This window comes from Cellulophaga sp. 20_2_10, from assembly GCF_023476645.1.
Taxonomy (GTDB): domain Bacteria; phylum Bacteroidota; class Bacteroidia; order Flavobacteriales; family Flavobacteriaceae; genus Cellulophaga.
Map to the genome: position 1 here is coordinate 17,765 of NZ_JAMCOJ010000006.1, position 15,355 is coordinate 33,119.

Below are 15,355 nucleotides of genomic sequence, written 5' to 3' on the forward strand. Positions count from 1 at the left end.
ACGTAATGAAAAATACAATAACAGTTCTAGTTTTATCAATTTGCACCACCTTTATCTCTTGTAATAGTGGCGATGTACTTAAGTATGACTTTGCAGAAGTTAAATCTAGCTCACAAACAAAAGCTTTAATTGCTAAAATGCAATTAGAAAATTTAGAAGAGGATATAGACAGCACATCTAGTGATCATGATATTACACTAAAAGGAATGCACTATGCTGGTGTACCCATAAAAAGTGCCTCAATTACAGATAATTACACGCTACTTACAACAGACACTATTAATGTTTCTGCTAAAAAATTACTTGAAGTTTTAGAGACCGAAAAAGGCTTGACAAACCCAACTGAAGGTTTTGGTGATGATATTGAGTTTGAATGGAAAGATGAAATTGAAAATAAAGAACTAGAAATTAATTTTATAAACGGTAAACATTTAGCTGCGTTTGGCAATAAAGATTATGCTAGGCTAACTATTAAATACAATCCTCTTTATACTATTCCGTTAGCAAAAATACATGAACAGGTTAAAGTTTTTGATACAGCACCTAAATACCTGCTAAATATTAAGTCGTACAACTGTGTTTTTGATATTCGAATTAATGATATTAATATCGCTAAAAATACTAACTCAGAGTCACTTAATCTAAATAACTACATTACTGGCCCTAATTCTTCAATAGTAGTAACTGCTAAAACAAAAGATAAAAGCAGAAAAAAAGAACAAAATACGTATTATGAAGACCCTATTTTTTCAATAGAAATTATAGATGACAGTACAAAAGAGGTTGTTAAAACTATAGAAAAAACAAGCATTAGAAACAACAACCCCGTAAACCTTAAAATAGACTTTAACACCACATTACCATACTACCCAGAAGCTTGGACAAATGGTGCGGATTTAAGAAACGATAAGGACTTAAAAGAAAAAGTAATTGCATTATACACCAAATTAGGAAATGCCATTTTAGCAAATGATGAGCAAGCCATTAACGACTTGTTTTATCAAAAAGATTTTGAAATGCAACAGCTAGATTTTGATACTAATTTTGAAACCGCGCGTAATGAGTGGGAGGCCTACTTAACAATTTTACTACATACATATAAGTACACGGTAGCAAAAGATTTTGATCTTGAATTTAATGCTGGCGGCAAATTAATTTATACCTACGCAAAAGACAAATCAGATATGCTCATTTTAACCGGTAAAGAATATGATAAAACTTTTAATCATTTTTTATACCAACCAAAAGGGTCTAACGAGCTAAAAATAATCAGATAATGAAAAATATAATATATCTAATTACCGTACTCTTAACCGTAGTAAGTTGTACCAAAAACCAATCTAAAGATAATACAGAATTAAATGAGTTTATATCTGCTTTAGACAATAAACCGTTAGAGGAAATTAAAGAGGAAGTAAACACCAATATTAAACAATTTGAGTCTATGGCTAAATTCTTTAATGGCTCGTTTTCTAATGATATTAAAACAATTGACAAAGAAGACGAAAAGTATGAAGAGCCTTTTAAAGTAGATACCACAGGAATAGGTAAAGCTCTTAATCAATTTAAAAATGTGAAGTTTTCACAAACGTATAGCTACTACAAAAGTGATCTGCAATTTATAGGCACCAATAATGATAATGAGGGTCCTATAAAGCTTGGCCAAGGTGTTACACAAACATTTATTCCTGAAAAAATATACTACCATGATGGCGAGGTTCGCACAGATAGTATTGAAGATTATGAATTAGATTTTCATTTTAATGAAGATTGGGGGAAAGCCAAAGCTATAGATAGCGTAGATATTACCTTTAAAGTAGATTATGTTAAAGATTATGATGTAGTTGAAATTTCATCAGACAACCCAACAGTACAATATAAAGGAGGAGAAATTAACTTTGTAAAAGCAGAAGGCAATTATATTTATTTTACCTTGAGTGATACCATTGCTTCTCCTGTAAAAGTACAAGGGCATAATGAAGAAGGTAAAGTCTTAGACCGCAGCGGATACTCTAACAATGGCGTAGCTCCTGGTGATGAAGAAGATATACTTACAGAAATGTTAGGGTACTTTAAAAAACTACAAGGAAAATTAAACGACGATGATTTTAAGGATACTGCAGAATTACAAGAGTATTTAAAAGACAACCTATCTAGTGTGGACTTTTTTAACGACGATGATGGTATTTTTCACAAGCAATATTACTATTACGGTACTGTAAAAAGTGTAAAGCTATTTTTTAAAAAAGATTCAAAAACCCAAGAAACAACATTTACAGCATACAACCACCAACCAACTAAAAAAAATGATGCACTAATTGCTATGCAAACAGAAGATGCAATTGTATTTATAGACAATAATGGAGAACCAAAAATAACAATACAAGGAGCTGGAGGTTTAGAAAGTATTGGAGGTAATTTTTATGAAGATTACAGTCATTTTTATCACTTAAATAAAGCTGAAGAAAAATTAGATACGCTTTTAGTTTACAGTGTAGAAGCCTTTAGCAATGGCCTTGTTGGTATATTACCAGAACAAGAAAGTGATAATTATACGCTTGTTACCCAAGATAATAAACCAATAGGCTCTAAATTATACTGGCAAGTTAAAGAAATTGACAATTTAGTATTTGGAATTACTTATGATGACAAATACTACCTGTTAGATGAACATGCTAATGCAACTTTACTCCCTGGCATACATAAAATATATGACACAGTAGAAAACGACAGACTTATGGTTAGTGATACCAACTCTAAAATAGGGTTTATGAATAGCAAGGGTAAGTTGGTAATTCCTTGTAAGTATAGTGACGCAAAAGACTTTGAAGATGGTATAACTACAGTAGCGTTTAATGGTACTTATAAACTTATTGATACAAATGGAAAAGTACTCCTAGATACAGAAGAAGATGATTTGGACTTTTTACAGAAAGACGATAATGAAAAACGAATCTATAGTTTTAATTACGGCAGAAAAAAGTACAACTACAAAGGAGAACTAATAGAAGAATAAATATGAAAAAAATTGCCTTAACCTTTATAATTTTCATACAAATTATACCTCTTTTTGCTCAAACCAATTTGTTTGTTACTGCAAGAAGCGGCTTAAACGTTAGGGAAAATTCTAGCTTGGACGCTAAAAAAACAGGGAAATTTAATTATGCCGAAAAAGTAGCGGTATTAACTAAAACAGATCTATTTTTTGAAGTAACTGACGACGGAAAAAAAATAAAAGGACAATGGTACAAAGTAACCGGTAAGTCTGATAATAACGAAGAGCTTACCGGCTATGTTTTTAGTGGGTTTTTATCCCAGCCAAAACAAAAAGAAACGTTTAATTTTCTTCATTATAATGACAATTTTGATTATCCCGTTATAGGAGTATCAAAAGGCAGCTCTTTCTACGGCTTTATTAATACCGAAGAAAGTCGCAACTATTTAAAAGGAGATCGTATTGAAATTGAATGGGAAACGGGTGTTGTTTATATTGCTGGTGATGGTGACAGAAAAGAACTAGCTGATTTTATTCTTACTACTAAAAAAATTAAAAATGGTAAGGTTGCTGACTTTAGAGAAACATATAAAAAAGAAATAACATACACTTATACAAATAATTACACAGAAGATTATTTAGATAAGCTTTATCTAGAAGTTGAAAACTATATAGTTAATTCTAATAATGAATTGATTAAAAAAATAATAGAAGACAAAGAACAGTTAGCCTACACTATAGAAGAAAAAACAGTAGATGGTGAAGATATAACCGTAATAGGAATTTATAAATCCTTTGAGGGAAAAACAACAACAGTACAATGGTTATCTTATTATCCTGAGTTTCCAAAATTGTATGAGATTGATTTATAAAACTATCATTAATTAAAACAATACAACTTACTACCGACTTTTAATACATTTAGTACTATGAAACATTTAATTGCAATTGTATTTTTTTTAAGTTCAATAAGTTTATTTAGTCAAGATTTTAATGCACTTAAAACTAGAATTGGTTTACTAAAAACTACATCTAATTTTAAGGTAGATTCTACGGGTATTTCCAAAATACAAGTACCTACATATTATTGTGACACCAATGAACCTGGAAATAATTGGCACGTACAAGATTTAAATAATGATGGTTTAAAAGATCTTATATTCACTGGAACGTGTCAACCGTATCATCAAACAGCCATCTTTTTAAATAGCAAAAAAGGGTTTCAGCTTGTACATGATGCTCCTGGCAAAATACGGTCAATAACAAGCACTACAAATGGCACAGAAATAAATAGTTACAATCCTAGTTGCTGTTGTGATTATTATTCTAGCTTAATTAAAGTATCTATAAACAACGTATCTGTAGTAGAAGAAAGTACAATATCGTTTCATGATAAAACAATTATTACGGCATCAGACAAATTATATTCTAAAACAATATCCGGGATTTTAAGAAGTACACCAGAGCTAGATGATGTTATTACAAAAGACCCTTGTACAGGTGACGAAATTGTAGGTAACACTATTGGCTCACTAGAAAACGAGTCCGCAATAGTTGTAAACCAAGAAAAAAATTGGCTTTTGGTATTAATTAAACAAAATGATACCTACTCCAATCTTGGATGGGTGCAAAAACCAAAAAATTAATGGGCTTAAAACCTAGTTATAAATCTGAAAAAATACAATACTTAACCCATAATTTATAGTGAAAAAAAGCAAACTTAAATCTTATGAAATAGCACTCATAATAGCTATGTTAATAGTAGTTATTCCCCTGCTTTTTATTTTTCTAATGGGCTTTACTAAAGAAGACATTGATTATGAAATAAGCGCTAATGGTAAAGAGTTGCATGGCAAATTTAAGTTTTATCAAAATAACATCTATGCTTCTGTTACTAGTAATGGCTATTACTTGGTTCCTGAAGCCGACTTAAGTAGTTTTCGTTCAATTGGTGATACGTATACCGATGGACATATGGCACTTGACAAAAACAATGTTTATGTCGGTGATAAAATTGTTACGGGTATGGATCCAAATACAACTAAATCTCTAGGAAATAATTATTATACAGATGGTAAAACCACCATTTTTAGTAGTTACCACACGCAAAAAAATAGTTCTACCCCTCTATATAAAGAGATATGGCTAAGTATTAAATATAGTATATCTGATGAAAAAAAACCACAAACTTATTCATATAAAATAATAAAACTACCTAGCTCAAAAACCCCATACTATACATTATTAAATCCTCCTAACTCTATAATACACCCTAGTATATATGGCACAATCACTAACGGTAAAAGCACTTATTTTAACGGTAACATTATACCCAAAGCAGACCCAAATACGTTACATAATATTAGAGAACTAGATAATGGTCATCAACGCTTAAGCATAGATTATTTAGCGGATAAGAGTAATGTTTATTACCATAATACTTTGCTCCCACTAATAGCAAACGATAGTTTGTACTCCATAGATATTAGTCATCAACCTACAGATCATTGTCTAATAAACCCAATAGATAATATGGTTTATGTTAATGGCATAAGCTTTAACAAAAATTATGCTCCGTATAAATTAATAAGCCAGCATAGTTCTCATATAAATCAAGTTTTGTTTTTAAGTAACAATGGTGTATACTTTTATAACCTTAAAGAAAATAAGGTACAGCGCGCAGGTGACAATCCCTTTTTAGGACGAGACGTTAAAGAAATTGCCCCTTTGGTATTTTCTGATGGAAAAGAAACTTGGTTTGTGAGCAAGAAAGAGAATTGGTCTAGAGGAAGAACTTCTAGATCTCTTATAAGTCGCTCCACAACCATTAACAAACTAAATACTGAACCTGGAAAATGGGAAAAACAAAGTAATAATGCCGATAAACGAGGAGCCATCTGGAAAAAAGGAAATGATTTTTATTATTTTGATTACTCTGATTTTAGACGTCATGCCTTTTACAAAATACCAAAAAGTAATACAGCTAAACAATTTATACAACACTCTAATGAAATACGCGAACTCATAAAAAAGAAAGAGCTGATAGCCGTTACACATACCGAATTACTTGAAGCAAAAACAAAATATAATTTAGAAGAAGGGTTTGTAAGTAAAACACCCGTAAAATGGATAATGCTGCTTGTGGGATTAACCGTAACCATCCTTATAGCTTGGAAAGGTCAAAAAAAGCCAACACCATAACTATGGTTTAAACCATATAGTTTTACAAGAAAATAAAGTAGCACGTTACTATTTAATATAATGAACAAAAAAATAAATTTAATATCTTTTTTACCACTTTTATTTTAACCTTAGATGGTTGCAATGAAGAAAAAAACTAAATATCTCCTAAAAAATAAAAAGCATGTCAATATATTTTAAGCAAATTAAAAACAGATTACCGAATGTTGTTTTAGCAATTACTGTTCTACTATTTTTTGGTAGTTGTACTAGTAAAGATGATAATAACGACTGGACTAAAGATAATTTAAAAGGTAAAGTTACATCTTTTACTGAAAAATCTTATGAGTTTATCAATGAAGCAAAAGAAGAATATCCTTATAAAAATATTCAAAAAAATTACGATGAAAAAGGGTATATGCTAGAAGAAAACAACTATAAATTAGATGGTAGTTTAGATTATCAATTTATTAACCGTTATACAGATAACGGAAGGCTCATAGACAAAAAAAACATCTATGCTAATGGTCACGTATCTTATAAATGGATTTACGAATACGATGAACAAGGGAATGTAATAAAACATTCTATTTTTAATTCTAATGATGAATTAACATTATATCGTTTGTTAGTAAATGATGAAAATGGCAACAGAGTAGAATCTAAAGAAAGATATGTTCATAACCCAGAGGGAGTTGTAAGTAGAAAAACCTATGTATATGATGAAGATGGCAACAATATACGTGTAAATATATTTAGTCCAACAAATGGCGAACTAACGTTATACCATATGTTTGCCTATGACGATAAAGGAAATGCCATTAGAGAAAACATCTATAAAGCCGATGATGAATTAGATACAGAATGGCGATATGACTATATCTATGATGATGAAGATAACTGGATTAAAAAAACAGAATACAAAGTTGGCCAATACCCAAAAACTACTACAACACGCGAGTATGTGTATTATGATTAATAGGTTTTAAATAGAGAATAATAGTACACTTACAATACCATAAAACACTTTATAATATGCTACGTCTTTTTAAATATCTCTTTGTTTTAACTCTAGTTGTTAGTTGTAAAACTAACTCAACTAAGGCAAAAAATAAACCAAACACATTTATAGCGCAAGTACTTAATTCATTACAGGCTGTAGAGGCCGCTGAAAACAATGGAAGTATTGATTTTACAGGCTCAACTAAAAGTAAAGAGGAAGTAGAAGAGTTATTTATTACATTAGATAAAGAGCTAGATAAAGCTATCAAAGAAGTGGAAGACTTGCCTAAACCTGCTAAAGATTTTAAGATAAAAAAGAATACCATTTTTATCTTATATGATACAAAATTTGCATTAAAAAATATTTCATTAACCTATACAGAACTTATAGATTTTGAAAAAACAGATGGTTCAGATCTTAAAAAGATAGGAGCAATAATGAGAAAAACCCTCTTTTATGCTTCTAAGTTCGTGGAAATTTCAAAAGCAACAGATCGTTTAAATACAGATATAATAGCGTATCATAAATTCTATAAAATTGAATTACCAGAAAAGCTTAAACTGATTGACAACGAGTTAGAAGCGAAAGAATATGATGTCAAAAAATTTACAATTCCAGAAGATGATTTAAAAGCATTCTACGCTCAAAAAAATAGATTTGAGGTTAAAGATGGATATGGTTCTTACAATGGTCAAGAAATAAAAGGAAAAATTGACATAGAACATATTGAAACCATTTTAGGTACGGACTACACTCTTGAAAAAAAAGATAACATAAGTAGATTGCATTATAACAATATACCCGTTACTGCAATTTTTAATCAAAATAATCTTCTGTATGGATGTACAATTAATTTAAAAGATAACCTTAACAAACCTTTCTTTATTCTTGTAGAAGGGTACCCTTTTAGTAGACCAACAAAAGATTTTGGAAAAATTATAGGTATTTATACCACAAAAAAACCTGGCCATATTATTGACATCCATACATCTAACGAAATAGAAAATATAATTATGTATACTGATGTAAATAATTTAACCCAACAAGGCTTTACATTTCACAAAACAAGTAAAGGTATAGAAGCTACTATTTACCCATAACAATTTAGAATACACAGTTATTTCTAATGAGAAATAAAAACACCTATTTTAAACCTAAATTACCATAATGAAACAGATACTTTTAATTTTTATTTCTTTGAGCCTTTTTGCTTGCAATCAGTCCAATAAAAAAAGCACTGACAAAGATAATAATGAGGCACAATTAGAATTAGATCAACAATCTAAAATAGATTCTTCAAGCATACAAATTACTGTTGAGCGCGGAGCGTTTCATTTCGATAAATTTATACTAAAAGACACCCTAATTACCTTTTATCCCTCTAAAGAGAACATAGGTTTAGATAACAAAGATTACAATCAAATTTCTGAGCAAGCAATTAGCATACAAACCAGAAATAATTTTGTGAAAAAAATTATTGATGATGGTTTTTTCAAACTAAAAAACACATACACTAGTAATACAACTTGTAATAGTCACCTAACGGTTACCGTTAAATTTAACAACCAATTAAAAAAAGTAGTTTCTGAAGATTTTGAAAGAGAATGTCCTGCTCTTTTAAAGTATATAGAGAAAGAAGTCATTAAAATGCATAATAAAAAATTAAAACGATTTGTTTTACCCGGTTAAACCAAAAGGAATGAAAAAAATAGCATTTATAATTACAGTATTAATTGTTCTTAGTTTGAGTTGTAAACAGCCTGAAATAAAAACGACCCCGAAAATTGAAACCAGACAAAATAACGCTTCTATAAAAGAAATTTCTGTTTCCACTTTTGGAGGAAGAAGCACTATTAAATCGGCAACATACGTTTTTACAAAAGGTAGTATTAGATACCGTCTTGTTGCTCATGACACCACTAAAAATGTCATTACATATTTTATAAATACAGAAACAGATTGGGCAGCTTTATGTGCCAAAATTGATTTGAAACGTTTTAAAGGCATCAAAAGTGGAAAATCTATTCAACCTACAGATGGAAGTGACACAAAAATTAGTATAACAACAGAAAGCGGCAAAGAATATTATAAAATAAACGGAAGCAAAAACGAAGTATGGACTAACATACGAAAAGAACTGAGAGTGCAAATAAACGGTTTAAAAGAAACTAAAAAAACAGTTGTTAAGGATACTATTACTGCAGAGCAAATAAAAAATATAACACAGCTACCATACATAGAAAATTGTAATGATGTAATTTTTTGGAGCCTAGTAAAGCAAAAAGAAAACATTCCGGAATTACTTAAAAAGCTAACAGATACAACCGTTTTAAAAGGTGTCTATGTTCCTAATTTTGGAGGCGAGTATACCGTTGCAGATGCAGCACTAGTTATTTTAAGAGAAAAAATAAAAGGCATTCCTGTTTTAGAATTAATTGGACAAGAACGTAGTTCTGCTTGTGGCTATTGTAGTTATTGGCTTTTTGTAAGAAAAAGCGATAAAAACAGGCTTCTGTTTCAGCAAAACTTAAAGAATTGGTATAGCGATACTAAAACAAAACTTGTTTGGGCTACTTCTAATTCATCTTTAACAGGTGATTGTATTTCCCCCGTAAAAGGCCACTACATCGTAAAAGAATAAAGCAATAAAACACTAGAAAGACCTAGTTTGTAAATTTATTACCCATCCTAAATAAACAAAATATAAACCTAGATTTTTAAAAAACCACGCATTGGGATCTAACTTTATGAACATCGCAGGTAGTGCAATTCTTTTATGTTTTATTACAACAGATTTTTTGGTTTTAACAACGATATATGAAGAAAACACTTTTAAAAATTTAGTTGATAAAAAAATAATTTTAGACAGTATACTCTGGAAAAAAGAACGTGCCGAGATAGTTAATATAAACAAAATAGATAGTGCTGGTAAAACTCTGGAAGCAAAGTAAGTTTAGGAATAGAATATACTCATGAATTAAATTCTGACCGTAAAACGTACAATCTTGTTAACATACCATATCTATTACTAATTGGCACAACCAAAGAGGTTGGCGATAGTATTACTATTGTATATAACAAAAGCATAAAGAACACAAGAAGCAATGCCATTTATTTACCTACAAAAAAAGACTTGCTAGATATTAAAAGAATAAAAGGAATTAAGTTAAGCATTTTTATGGTTTTTCTATTTTTTCCTATACGAGAGCAAAAAAAAAGGTATACAATAAGCAAACAGAAAAAAGCGAGTAACTAAATATGGGATTTGGGTTTAATTTATTTGTCATTTTTATTCTTCTTCCAGTAACAGGAATACTATTTATTATTTGGATTTTATCTAAAAAAAATATAGTCGGGAAAATACTAGGTTTTATTTGGCTTGGGATTTTTGGACTTACATTGCTCTCTGGAATAACACAATGGCTAACAGCAAAGACAGAATTAGACAAAGAAGATTATTATGGAGAATATGTAATTAACAGGGCTTACTTTAAAGGAAAACAAACGGATTGGCAGTACAATCATTTTAGATTTGAAATTAAAAAAAACGACTCAATTTATTTTTACAAAACAGAAAATAAAACAATTATTAAAACCTACAAAGGAAAAATAAATACAACCAAACCCTACAGCTCAGCAAGATTGATAATAGCTATGGAAAAACCAACGCACCATATTATAACAAGCAACCCTACAACGTATAGAAAGGCCTGGAGTTTTTATCTAGTTTTTGACTCTCCTAAATTTAAAAATATGTTTTTTAAGAAAGGAAAATGGAAAGCTATAGATTTAGAATAAAACCTAAGAACCAATGAAACAGATTTTCTTATTATTTTTTTATCTTTCTATCTTTTCTTGCAAATTGGATAAAAAAGATACTGCTATATCTGAGCTAAGTAACAGCATAGAAAAAATGCGAACCTCAACTGCATTGTAATCTAACATAAAAGCATCTCCTGACCCACTCCATACAATCAAACTTAAACATAAATTAGAATGAAAAAAGATTTTAAGTACATCCTATATTTTTTGGTTTTCACCCTTTTAAGTTATGGGCAAAATAAAACTAAAGATGATGCGGCCTACAAAGATTCTATATCAAACAAAAGAACTAAAAGAATAAATTATAGAAAAAACAAAATAGATAGTTTAAATACAACGCTAAATTGGAGAAAATTTAAATCTAACCTTTGGATTAATAAAAATGGAGAGTTAGGAATTAAGACACAAGAGGCAACCCTAGAAGGCATAAATATTAATAGGTATATAACCAAAGTATGCTGTGAAGGAGAATCTTTAAAAACAACAGTAGACACAGCAAGTTTTCAATTTCTTGGAAGCTCTTTTTACAAAGACAAAAACCACATTTACACGCATTACTCAATGTCTGATGGCGGAAATTTTTGGATAGTAGAAGAAGCTGATGTTGCTACTTTTAAAATTTTAGGCGATTGCTACGCTAAGGATAAAAACCATATTTTTGGGGAGAGAGCTATGGTAATGGACAATGTTGATTATAACTCGTTTAAAACAAAAAAAGGAATTGGATGTTTTGCGAAAGATAAAAATGGCTTTTATTTCTGGGACGATAAAATAGACACAACTAATGTAAGTGATATCTTTGTTAAACAGAAAATAGCCGAACTTAAAAAACTTTAGAGGCTGTAATAAAAGCAAAATATGTAATTTTGGATGCACGAACAACTGCGTTTAGAGCTATTACCTACGCAACGCACTTTTGTTTAATCGCATTAATTAAAAATTATATAAATACTTGTGTTATGAATAAAAATAGGTACTTAGTTCTTCTTCTGTTGACCGTATTAACCACCGGAATTCTTAAAGCACAAACACTAAAAGACAGTACTATTTTTAGTTTTAAAGACGTAAACAACCTTGTAACTAAAAAAAGTGAACAATACGGAATAGAAAATGTACTTGTTATTGTAGATATAGACAATACGCTACTAACAAGCAATGTAGACCTTGGTGGCGATATTTGGTACAATTGGCAAAGAGGTAAAATTAAAGACGCTATACCTACAGAAAAACAAAAAATTGAAAACTGTTTTTACGAAGATGTTATTGGCCTATTATACGAGTTAGGTACAATGAAGTTAACAGATTCTTTAATTCCGAAATACGTAAGCAATTGGCAAAAAGACGGCACTACTGTTTTTGCATTAACATCTAGAAGTCCAAGGTACAGAACCGCAACAAAAAGAGAACTACTAAAAAATGGCATAGATTTATCTAAATCTCCATTAAAACAGATAGATGGTTCTACAGCAACATACAACTATACTTTAGATAGAGAAATGAGTTATGAAGACGGACTTATGATGACTACCGGTATGAACAAAGGAGATATGATAGCGCATATTCTTGGTAGAACTGGCAAGACTTTTAAATCTATAATTTTTGTTGATGATTCTGAAAAAAACATAGTAGACGTTACAGAAAAATATAAGAACAATACCAATATTGACTTTACTGTTTTTTATTATGACAAAATAGCTAGGGACAGAAAAATAGCGAATGGCGGAGTATTAATTACTAAGAAACAAGCCAAAAAAATGGCTGCAGACTGGGAGCAACTAACTAAAACTTTAAATACTATTTTCCCTGGTAGAAATATTAAAAACAAATGTGTTAGCCCTAATTAATAGGTCTGTTTTAAAACACAGCATCTAAATAAAAAAAAACAGTGAACATGACCCCAAACATATCTTTTAAGAGTAGCGAGGGAGCCACTGAAATTGAATTTCTTCCTTTGGCCGAACTTTTTACTAGAATAGCCAAAGACCCAAACCACAATCCAAAAGAACCACATAGAATTGATTTTTTTGCATTGCTTATTGTTACAGAAGGCACAGGAATACATCAGGTAGATTTAAAAGATTATACCATACGCAAAGGATCTGTGCTAAAAATTGCAAAGGGCCAAGTACACGCTTTTCAACAAGATTGCAACTACAATGGCTACTTAGTTGTATTTACAGAAGACTTTGTTTTACGGTATTTTTCAAAATCATCCGTTAATTTTATTTCGCATTTGTACAACTATCATATTTCAGAACCTTTAGTAGAAAACAGTACATTTAACGCCTTTTTTTTACAACAATTAACTTAAGAACTTGAAACCGAAAGTACCTATGCTAAAAAAGAGATTGTATCTAAAATACTAGAGATATACTTATTAAAACTAGAGCGTCTCGCACATAAATCGACCCCAAAAAAAGGCACAAAAAAACACCAAGAACTCTTTTTTGCTTTTAAAAATTTGGTTGAAAAAAATTACACCAAAACCAGAAATGTAAAAGATTACGCAGCACTTTTACATATCTCTTCTAAGCATTTAAACAAAATAGTACAAGACGTTACTTTAAATACTGCAAAGCACTTTATAGATAACTATGTAATTTTAGAAATAAAGCGAAGCATATTTAGTAGCTCCCTTAGTCTTAAAGAAGTAGCTTACCAGAATGGGTTTGATGAAGTCACCAACTTTTCCAAATATTTTAAAAACCACACAGACCTTTCTCCTAAAGAATACAAAACAACGCTTTAAGAAGTTTGGTGTCACATCTACCATTTTTAGTTGGAGATTTACCTTTTATAAAACGAACTAAATAGTCAACTTTGTTTAAAAACAAACAATGAGCAAAGTAGCAAAATGCCCTACTTGTGGCAGCAATTCTAAAATAAAAGAAATAGACGGTATAATAAATTATGAAGCCGTACAAGACGATGAAGCCTTTAAAAAAATAAGTCAACTAAAAAAGGCTATGGAAAAGTTTAAAGCTAAAGCAGAACAACTTCAAAAAGAGTTAGAAACATTAAAAGCGGAAACAAAATGAAAATTGCAGTAACATCGGCAAGCGGACAATTAGGTGCTGCTATTGTAAAAACATTAATCGCAGAAATTGGAAAGGACAACGTAATTGCCATAGCAAGGACTCCAGAAAAGGCAAAACACCTTGGCGTAGAAGTTAGAAAAGGCGATTATAACAGTCGTGAAGATTTTAATATAGCTTTAAAAGGTGTCGATGCTGTACTACTTGTTTCTGGTATGGATGAGCCTCAAAAAAGAATACAACAGCACAGAAATGTAATTGAGGCAGCTGCATATAACAGCGTACAAAAAAAAGTATATACAAGTATTGTTGGCGATGCTATTAACACCGCATTTAGTCCTATAGTACAAAGCAACCGACAAACAGAAGAAGACGTGTGTGCGTCTGGTTTAGATTGGGTAATTGGAAGAAATGGTATTTATATAGAACCCGATTTAGAGTATCTAGATACGTATATAAAAGAAGGTGAAATTAAAAATTGTGCCAACGAGGGCAAATGTGGTTACACCAGTAGAGAAGAATTGGGTGTTGCTTATGCACAAATGTTATTGAGTGATAAGCACAATGGAAACACATACAACTTGGTAGGCAAAGCCATTACGCAAACGCAACTCGCAGCATATATTAATCAGGTTTTTGATACCAATCTAAAATACGTTGCTGTCTCTGTAGACGCGTATAAAAAGAAACGCCAAGCCGCTCTAGGTGATTTTATAGGAACTGTAATTGCTGGTATTTATGAAGGTATTAAAAGTGGTGTAAACAATGTACCATCAGATTATGAAAAAGCAGCAGGAAGGCCTCATATATCTCCGCTACAGATGATACAAGATTACCACCTAAAACATTCTACAATATAATTTACATACAAATGAGCATCTTAGAACGCATTATATAAACAGTAGTCCTAGATAAAACTGTACTTACAGAGAAGTTTGCTCTTTCTTAAGCAGCTTTTAAAATTAAATTAGAGAGTGATGCTATAAAAAAGTAAACTTTATACCTGGTTTTTTTTTACGAATGGATATTGGTATTGGCAAATAATAATTGTCCATAAAAGACAAAATAAAAAGCTATAGTATTTGGAATACCAACCAAACTGAAGGCTTTTTAAACATAGCCATTACTACTCATAGCAATGGTAAATTATTAAAAGTACTATACCCAAACTCCCCTAAATGGAACGGAACGTATAACGGAAAATTACTGCCTTCTAGTGACTATTGGTTTTTTGCCATAATATCACCAAAAAAAACAATTAAAGGTCATTTTTCACTAAAAAGGTAACATATTAATGAGCGTAAATTATTTTAAAAGGAT

The 15,355-nt window shown here is 30.6% G+C and carries 18 protein-coding genes; all 18 read left to right on the forward strand.

All coding sequences use genetic code 11. From position 1 onward, the window contains the following. Positions 1-5 precede the first annotated feature (5 nt). The 18 genes from M4I21_RS12415 to M4I21_RS12500 all read left to right on the forward strand — a co-directional run bounded on the left by M4I21_RS12415 (position 6) and on the right by M4I21_RS12500 (position 15,322). A complete protein-coding gene (locus M4I21_RS12415; RefSeq protein WP_249559498.1) occupies positions 6-1,277 on the forward strand; it encodes a hypothetical protein in 1,272 nt (423 codons plus the stop codon). After that, positions 1,277-3,016 carry a WG repeat-containing protein gene (locus M4I21_RS12420; protein WP_249559499.1) on the forward strand — a complete coding sequence of 580 codons (1,740 nt, stop codon included), beginning with the start codon at positions 1,277-1,279 and terminating at the stop codon, positions 3,014-3,016. Before M4I21_RS12415 ends, M4I21_RS12420 begins: the two co-directional genes overlap by 1 nt. 2 nt (positions 3,017-3,018) lie before the next feature. Further along, complete coding sequence (locus tag M4I21_RS12425) at positions 3,019-3,867, forward strand: SH3 domain-containing protein (protein ID WP_249559500.1); 849 nt, start codon at positions 3,019-3,021, stop codon at positions 3,865-3,867. 57 nt (positions 3,868-3,924) lie between these two features. Next, positions 3,925-4,641 (forward strand): hypothetical protein, encoded by a 717-nt coding sequence (locus M4I21_RS12430; protein ID WP_249559501.1) that lies wholly within the window; start codon positions 3,925-3,927, stop codon positions 4,639-4,641. Between the two features lie 58 nt (positions 4,642-4,699). Continuing rightward, a complete protein-coding gene (locus M4I21_RS12435; RefSeq protein WP_249559502.1) occupies positions 4,700-6,196 on the forward strand; it encodes a DKNYY domain-containing protein in 1,497 nt (498 codons plus the stop codon). 163 nt (positions 6,197-6,359) lie between these two features. Beyond that, a complete protein-coding gene (locus tag M4I21_RS12440) occupies positions 6,360-7,154 on the forward strand; it encodes a hypothetical protein (protein ID WP_249559503.1) in 795 nt (264 codons plus the stop codon). 56 nt (positions 7,155-7,210) lie between these two features. Continuing rightward, positions 7,211-8,278, forward strand: coding sequence for a hypothetical protein (locus tag M4I21_RS12445; protein WP_249559504.1), 1,068 nt, complete (start codon positions 7,211-7,213; stop codon positions 8,276-8,278). Between the two features lie 67 nt (positions 8,279-8,345). After that, positions 8,346-8,867, forward strand: a complete 522-nt coding sequence (locus M4I21_RS12450) for a hypothetical protein (RefSeq protein ID WP_249559505.1) — start codon at positions 8,346-8,348, stop codon at positions 8,865-8,867. A gap of 10 nt (positions 8,868-8,877) precedes the next feature. Next, complete coding sequence (locus M4I21_RS12455; RefSeq protein WP_249559506.1) at positions 8,878-9,819, forward strand: hypothetical protein; 942 nt, start codon at positions 8,878-8,880, stop codon at positions 9,817-9,819. Positions 9,820-9,910: 91 nt separating this feature from the next. Continuing rightward, the gene (locus tag M4I21_RS12460) at positions 9,911-10,129 is read left to right on the forward strand and encodes a hypothetical protein (RefSeq protein ID WP_249559507.1); all 219 of its coding nucleotides are present in this window, start codon (positions 9,911-9,913) and stop codon (positions 10,127-10,129) included. Positions 10,130-10,436: 307 nt separating this feature from the next. Beyond that, on the forward strand, positions 10,437-10,976 hold the full coding sequence (locus tag M4I21_RS12465) for a hypothetical protein (protein ID WP_249559508.1): 540 nt from the start codon (positions 10,437-10,439) through the stop codon (positions 10,974-10,976). A 198-nt stretch (positions 10,977-11,174) separates the two neighbouring features. Next, positions 11,175-11,837 (forward strand): DKNYY domain-containing protein, encoded by a 663-nt coding sequence (locus M4I21_RS12470; RefSeq protein ID WP_249559509.1) that lies wholly within the window; start codon positions 11,175-11,177, stop codon positions 11,835-11,837. Between the two features lie 122 nt (positions 11,838-11,959). After that, complete coding sequence (locus M4I21_RS12475; RefSeq protein WP_249559510.1) at positions 11,960-12,844, forward strand: DUF2608 domain-containing protein; 885 nt, start codon at positions 11,960-11,962, stop codon at positions 12,842-12,844. A gap of 47 nt (positions 12,845-12,891) precedes the next feature. Next, positions 12,892-13,311 carry a cupin domain-containing protein gene (locus M4I21_RS12480; RefSeq protein ID WP_249559511.1) on the forward strand — a complete coding sequence of 140 codons (420 nt, stop codon included), beginning with the start codon at positions 12,892-12,894 and terminating at the stop codon, positions 13,309-13,311. A 150-nt stretch (positions 13,312-13,461) separates the two neighbouring features. Further along, a complete protein-coding gene (locus tag M4I21_RS12485) occupies positions 13,462-13,749 on the forward strand; it encodes a helix-turn-helix domain-containing protein (RefSeq protein ID WP_249559512.1) in 288 nt (95 codons plus the stop codon). A gap of 88 nt (positions 13,750-13,837) precedes the next feature. Further along, the gene (locus M4I21_RS12490; protein ID WP_249559513.1) at positions 13,838-14,038 is read left to right on the forward strand and encodes a hypothetical protein; all 201 of its coding nucleotides are present in this window, start codon (positions 13,838-13,840) and stop codon (positions 14,036-14,038) included. Beyond that, complete coding sequence (locus M4I21_RS12495; RefSeq protein ID WP_249559514.1) at positions 14,035-14,895, forward strand: SDR family oxidoreductase; 861 nt, start codon at positions 14,035-14,037, stop codon at positions 14,893-14,895. The genes M4I21_RS12490 and M4I21_RS12495 overlap by 4 nt, the downstream gene beginning before the upstream one ends. A gap of 187 nt (positions 14,896-15,082) precedes the next feature. Next, complete coding sequence (locus M4I21_RS12500; protein WP_249559515.1) at positions 15,083-15,322, forward strand: T9SS type B sorting domain-containing protein; 240 nt, start codon at positions 15,083-15,085, stop codon at positions 15,320-15,322. Positions 15,323-15,355 lie beyond the last annotated feature (33 nt).

Excerpts from the sequence above, each read along its gene's own strand:
- M4I21_RS12415 (WP_249559498.1), top strand. The coding sequence starts at position 6 with ATGAAAAATACAATAACAGTTCTAGTTTTATCAATTTGCACCACCTTT.
- M4I21_RS12420 (WP_249559499.1), top strand. The coding sequence starts at position 1,277 with ATGAAAAATATAATATATCTAATTACCGTACTCTTAACCGTAGTAAGT.
- M4I21_RS12425 (WP_249559500.1), top strand. The coding sequence starts at position 3,019 with ATGAAAAAAATTGCCTTAACCTTTATAATTTTCATACAAATTATACCT.
- M4I21_RS12430 (WP_249559501.1), top strand. The coding sequence starts at position 3,925 with ATGAAACATTTAATTGCAATTGTATTTTTTTTAAGTTCAATAAGTTTA.
- M4I21_RS12440 (WP_249559503.1), top strand. The coding sequence starts at position 6,360 with ATGTCAATATATTTTAAGCAAATTAAAAACAGATTACCGAATGTTGTT.
- M4I21_RS12445 (WP_249559504.1), top strand. The coding sequence starts at position 7,211 with ATGCTACGTCTTTTTAAATATCTCTTTGTTTTAACTCTAGTTGTTAGT.
- M4I21_RS12450 (WP_249559505.1), top strand. The coding sequence starts at position 8,346 with ATGAAACAGATACTTTTAATTTTTATTTCTTTGAGCCTTTTTGCTTGC.
- M4I21_RS12455 (WP_249559506.1), top strand. The coding sequence starts at position 8,878 with ATGAAAAAAATAGCATTTATAATTACAGTATTAATTGTTCTTAGTTTG.
- M4I21_RS12465 (WP_249559508.1), top strand. The coding sequence starts at position 10,437 with ATGGGATTTGGGTTTAATTTATTTGTCATTTTTATTCTTCTTCCAGTA.
- M4I21_RS12470 (WP_249559509.1), top strand. The coding sequence starts at position 11,175 with ATGAAAAAAGATTTTAAGTACATCCTATATTTTTTGGTTTTCACCCTT.
- M4I21_RS12475 (WP_249559510.1), top strand. The coding sequence starts at position 11,960 with ATGAATAAAAATAGGTACTTAGTTCTTCTTCTGTTGACCGTATTAACC.
- M4I21_RS12480 (WP_249559511.1), top strand. The coding sequence starts at position 12,892 with ATGACCCCAAACATATCTTTTAAGAGTAGCGAGGGAGCCACTGAAATT.
- M4I21_RS12490 (WP_249559513.1), top strand. The coding sequence starts at position 13,838 with ATGAGCAAAGTAGCAAAATGCCCTACTTGTGGCAGCAATTCTAAAATA.
- M4I21_RS12495 (WP_249559514.1), top strand. The coding sequence starts at position 14,035 with ATGAAAATTGCAGTAACATCGGCAAGCGGACAATTAGGTGCTGCTATT.